Below are 5,553 nucleotides of genomic sequence, written 5' to 3'. Positions count from 1 at the left end.
TTTCTTCTAATAAACGTTTCCATACGTTAATAATAGTTAGATCACCTCTAAAGCCTGTAATCTCATCATCATCAGTTCTGATAGCAATAAAACGGTCTTTTAATGCCATGAAGCTTGAATGACCTTTAATTCTTTCTATTATTGATGTGTTTGAAGCAACAATAGCACCAAGTTTAAAAGGTCTGTTTTTTCTAATTGTTGTGGTTTTATTCGCTTCTGCTATGATCCTTTGCGAACCATTAGCAATGAGGAAAATCATTTGAGTTGCGACTTTTAAACCGTCATTATTGACGATTTTATCAAACTCATCCATCAAGACATAACCGTTATTTAACAGCGGTAAATGACGCTCTAAACCTGCTAAAGAGGCTGTAGCATCAAAATACGTTCTGTTCATGCCTTTTACCGGAATACCTTCAACAGAAGAAAGACCTAACAAACGTGCTGATTTACCATCACCGGGCTTACCTGTTAACTCTAAAATGAAGTTAACGTTAGCACGATAGATAATATCAAATGCATAGCTTGCTTGCTGATAAGCACCCATAAAAGCTTGCTGTAAGTCTTTATCAAACCAGTTATTAAAAATATCTAACTGAACTTCTGCGCTTCCTGCTTTAAACGTCATACACTCTTCATCACCTACATAAAGAGGATGCCCAGCTCGTATGTGTTCGCCCTTATCCCATCCGCAATTATCCGATCCTGAAGTGGATATTATACAAGGTTCGTATTGAACACCCGCAGGTGAAACTACAGTTTTTCTACCATCAGCCAGCACTTTTAACATTATGTCAGCCACTTTAGACATTTTATTAGCAGGTGGCAAAGGCCAGCGTTTAGCTAAAACAGACTGTTTAGTGATTTGTGATAGTTCTGATTGTGGTATTTTAACAAAGCTTTCCTGACCATTGAGATCAAGAAACTTAACTTTAATATGCGTTTTTGTATCATTAGAAGATACCTGTTTTTTATCTTTATCGTCGTATACGGATTTAAAAACTTCTTCATCACGCATACTAACAGCTTCAACAGGCATTAAAGGGAACGGATGAATCTGAACCCATTTAACATCTTCAACACCATTTTTATAAGTCTTTATGGTGCGTATAAAAATACCATCATCACCGATAGAGTATTCTTCTGTTTCACGCCAAGGATTATCCTGAGCTTGTAATGCTCTTTTAAAATCTTTTGGCGTTAACTGTAAAACATTATCTTTTTCATTCATATTAAAAACTCTCCGTTCTTTTTATTTTGTGCCTTTGTTATGTTTTTTATAATAACTAACACTTATTATATATTTTATTTTTTTAAATAAAGCAATACTAAAACCAAGTTATTATATAATTTTTTCTTTAAGTTGACAACATCAAGCCTTTTTCTGATTTTTTTAACCAGTCCATTAAAAAAGAATTAATGCTTTCTTTCATGATTCCGCTTTCTTCATCCCTTTCACGCTTAATTCTTTTTAAAGCTAAAAGTGTAGATTTTTGTTGCTCAACTTTTTCATGTTCTAACATGGAAGGAAAAACACTAAAACCTCTTAAAACACCCTGATATATTATTTCTTCCACATACTCTTGATTATCGCTTTCTACTTTACAGATACCAAAAGCTGCGATCTCATAATCAAAATGAGCGTAAAGCGTGCTTACAGCAAGCTCTACATCAGATGAGTAGATAACATAACAGTCTTTAGACTCTTCAATAACAACATGCGGAAATTGGTACTGTTTTATCAGCTTAACATTAGGTTGGAAGAAATCACGCGCACAACGCCACAGAATAGCTTTATTCAGGCTTCCGCTACCCATCAACACATCATCAGGAACAGCGTCAACAGAAACGGCCTGAGCCTCTTCTGTGGAAGGGGATTGCTCCCCTTCTCCTTCTTCCAATGCTGCTTGATGTTTTACTTCTGCCAGAGCATTTTCAGTAATCAGCCTTTCACGCTCTTTTTTCTGTTTTTCCAGCTCTTCCCTAAGAGAAGATAAATCAAGAGTATTATTCATATTCATAACTTCCCTCTCTTTTTAATCGTGTATCATATAACTGATAACCATAATAAACACATAATGCGTTATATACCCTGCTAAGAGCTAACTCTATTTTATCTTTGCTGTATTCTCTTTTAGTTTTTGTTTTATCTAAATACATTTCAAGTATACTTAAAGAATTACCGCTAACGTCTCTTAAATAGCTTCTTTGATCATCAGTGATTGTTTTATAGACTTTATAATGAAACTCAAAATCGCCTTTTTCATAAGAGCGTAATGAACCGAAAAGAGTATCATATCTCTGTTCTATTTCAGAAAAGACAAGTTTCATTCCAAGATTAAAAAGTAAAGTGTCAGAAACAAGATTTTTATAGTAGTTTATCTCTTTAAAATTAGTCTCAACACCAATATTTGTTATCGTTAAAGCTAAGTCATTATCATTTTGGAGTATTCTTTTTTTACCCGAAAGTTGTTGTTCCTGAAAAATTGAAGAAGCTTTTTCCATGATTTTGACAAGGCTGTCTTGTCTTTTAATGACAGCCTGTACCATTTCATCTGTTCTGATAGCAGAAATCAACGTATCATAAGCATTCCTCATATTGTTAAAATATAGTTCCATAATGTTCTCCTTTGTTAATTATTTATTTTTTGGTCTGTTTTCTTTCCCGTTATTAAAATCCTCGATTTGCTTTTTAAGCATACGGTTTTCTTCAACAAGATCGGTATTTTCTTGTAAGAATGTGCGCATTTTTAGGCTATATGTGCTTGCTAACTCAAAGTTTTCAGCGGATTCAGTTCTAAGACCTTTAATTACTTCTTTATACTCGTTTTCTTTCACACCAAAGCTTTTATTAAGTTCTTCCCTTAACTCATTCAATGCTTGTGTTTTTTCAGATGTAAATCCAGCTTCAAGCGTCGTTTTCTGAGCTTCCAGCGCTTTTTCATTATCCACTTTAAACTGAGCCGTTAACTCTTCACGAAGTTTAGCTAAAGCTTCCTGTTTTTCAGTTTCAAATGATTCACTAAGTTGTTTTCTTAACTCTGCTATAGCAGCTTCTTTATCAGCAGCATGAGTAATATCTTTTTTCTCAAGTTGACCATTAAGTGATTCAACCTGACCTTTGAGAGTATTTATCTCCGTTGTAGTATTAGCATCAAGAGTTTCTAACTCTTCTTCAAGCTTGATGTTTTTCTCTTCAAGAGCAGAAACTTTTTCAGTAAGAGTGGTATTCTCTTTTTCTAACGCTATATTTTCGTCCTCAAGCGTTTTAACCTCTTTCGCTAACTCTTCTTTTTCCTTTTCAAGTTCAGTGTTTTTAAAATACAATTCATTGTTTTTATCAACGAACTCTTCTTTTTCCTTTATTTCTTTTTCAAGATCTTCCTTGAGTTGATTGATCTCTTCATCTTTTAATGAAGTTTGTTCAGTCAGTTCCGATACTTTAGCTGTTAAATCTTTTACCTCAACTTTAAGAGATAAGTTTTCTATTTCAGCAGCTTTAGCTGCTTCCATAACATTAATATCACGTTCAAGCTTTTCAAGTTGAGCAAGTAAATCAGCAGCCTGATTTTGTTTTGTCTTGATATTAGTATTGTATTTATTTAAAATAGCATGGTGTTTATGTTCTGGATCAAGTTCAAGCTTTGTTGAATCAACAAAGCTTTCTTTATAGGTATCTATAGCTTTAGGTAAATCAGTATGAACTTTTCTTACTGCTTCTGCTTTATCAGCATCTTTATATCTTTTACAAACACTAACCATTGTGAACGGATAATTATAACCCGCATTCTTTAACTCTCTTTCGATGTGTTTTTGGAAAACTTCCATAAACTTTTCATCTTGAAGTTTTGTTTTAGCATTTGACCATTTAGCCCACGGATAAACACCGTTTTGCTCAGGAACAAAAGCTCTTTTATCATTAGGGAAATAAGTTATAAGATCTAACTTACCTTCTTTCTCTAAATACGCTCTTTTCTCGTCAGTCAAAGGAACATATTTTGCTTCTGAAACATCACGAGTAAAAACATACGCCTGACCGTGTATAGGAGCATCCTGTTTAACATGGATATTATTGAAGATAACCGGGCGTCTTCCTTTCAGGCCGCGAGGCGTAGTATTACTACCGCCTTGAGGATAATCATATACATAGTTATCATGCGCCATCGCATGAGTTGCTACTTTCCATACAGCTTCTACTTCTTCAACAGGAACATGTTCAAGATTAAGAATGATTTGGTAGCATTCTATTGCGGCATCTGGATTTTTCGATGAGACATCTTTGTAAGAGTTCGTGTAAATGAATGGCTCAGGAACCTTTGGCGGTGCTACAGCCGTAGAAGGTAATGGGTTCTTGTTTGGGTCTTCTTTGTATTTCTCTACCCTTTCAAGATATTCATTATATTTTTTCTCTTCTTTTTGATACTTTTCAATTATTTTTTTACCATCGCGTTCACCGATTTTAATCTGTTTTATTTTTTCATCGGAAAACAAAAGCTCATTACGAACGACTTGTTCAATATCGGCAGGTAAAGAACGAATTAAATCTCCATGCTCATTGTATTCAGCAACAACTTCTGGAAGAGCAATTATTTTAATAACATCTTCAAGAGTTTCAGCTTCAATAAGCTCTCCAGTTAATGCGTCATAATACCCGGCTCTACCGATACCTTTTTCTTTAGCGGATGTTTTTTCGTTATACAATCCGCACGATATTTTAATATCATTCCTTTCGTATGAATATAAAATCTTAGAACTAATCATGTAAATCTCCTTTGTTATTTGTTTGCTTCATCTTACTTTTACTTTTTACTAAAGTAAGTATTATAAAAGTAAACAATTAACTACAATTAATAAACCCCTAAGTCAACCGTTCGTCGTGTTTATATCTTCCGTTCATCGCTTTCTTTTGGAAGGGCTAATATTTGTTTGTTTTCTTTAATGAGTTCATCAGTTAAATAATCAGCACAAATTAAAAGAAGAGTGGGGATTGGAATATCAAAAGAAACTTCTTTTAGTTTTTCTTCAAGCGCAGCAGGAATACGGACGTTAATCAAACGAGCATCATCATGCTTAGTGACTTTGACCGTAGAACGGACATAGGGCGTAGTCCCGGCCTGAATATCACCTAAGCTTTCTGTACGGTAGCTCCAGTATGTGCCATTATCTTTAGCAAAAGAGGTTTCCAGCGAGACATTCTGAAAATCATCAAAGTTATCGAGCCAAGCAGCACCCTTTTTAGCGTTTTTTTCTGTTTTGTCTTTCTTAGTATCTGTCATAGCATTTTCTCTCAGAATTCACGTAGAACATCATACAATACAATAGTATATACTATCATATAGTAGCATCATTTCTTTTTGGCTTCAGCCTGTTCTTTGATTTTCAGTTTGATGATTTCAATCAGGTGAGCAAACTCGTTCCGGGCATCAGTGATGTTTGGTAATGCGGCCTTCTCATCAAAGATGGTGATCCCATTACCATAAGCGCGGGGATACGCAACACGCTTACGAATGTAGGGCTGTGAATAGCCAAGATTTTCTGAATACGTTTCGAGTT

4 protein-coding genes and 2 pseudogenes are annotated in these 5,553 nt (G+C 34.6%); all 6 read right to left on the bottom strand.

The window, feature by feature from the left end; translation table 11 throughout:
* Positions 1 to 1,231, bottom strand: a pseudogene (locus HMPREF3138_RS25280) (DUF927 domain-containing protein); the annotation flags it as partial.
* A 127-nt stretch (positions 1,232 to 1,358) separates the two neighbouring features.
* Positions 1,359 to 2,015, bottom strand: coding sequence for a hypothetical protein (locus HMPREF3138_RS08430; protein WP_064163807.1), 657 nt, complete (start codon positions 2,013 to 2,015; stop codon positions 1,359 to 1,361).
* Positions 2,008 to 2,619 (bottom strand): hypothetical protein, encoded by a 612-nt coding sequence (locus HMPREF3138_RS08425; RefSeq protein ID WP_060647056.1) that lies wholly within the window; start codon positions 2,617 to 2,619, stop codon positions 2,008 to 2,010. The genes HMPREF3138_RS08430 and HMPREF3138_RS08425 overlap by 8 nt, the downstream gene beginning before the upstream one ends.
* Before the next feature lie 18 nt (positions 2,620 to 2,637).
* Positions 2,638 to 4,761 carry a hypothetical protein gene (locus HMPREF3138_RS26220; RefSeq protein ID WP_128339835.1) on the bottom strand — a complete coding sequence of 708 codons (2,124 nt, stop codon included), beginning with the start codon at positions 4,759 to 4,761 and terminating at the stop codon, positions 2,638 to 2,640.
* A gap of 119 nt (positions 4,762 to 4,880) precedes the next feature.
* Positions 4,881 to 5,276: a hypothetical protein gene (locus HMPREF3138_RS08410; RefSeq protein WP_001708444.1), complete on the bottom strand. Its 396-nt coding sequence runs from the start codon at positions 5,274 to 5,276 to the stop codon at positions 4,881 to 4,883.
* A 68-nt stretch (positions 5,277 to 5,344) separates the two neighbouring features.
* A pseudogene (locus HMPREF3138_RS08405) lies at positions 5,345 to 5,553 on the bottom strand (ParA family protein); the annotation flags it as partial.

It is taken from the genome of Serratia sp. HMSC15F11, assembly GCF_001808215.1.
GTDB lineage: Bacteria > Pseudomonadota > Gammaproteobacteria > Enterobacterales > Enterobacteriaceae > Serratia > Serratia nevei.
Note: the sequence above shows the minus strand (reverse complement) of the source record. Positions and strands in the feature narration are given on the sequence as shown.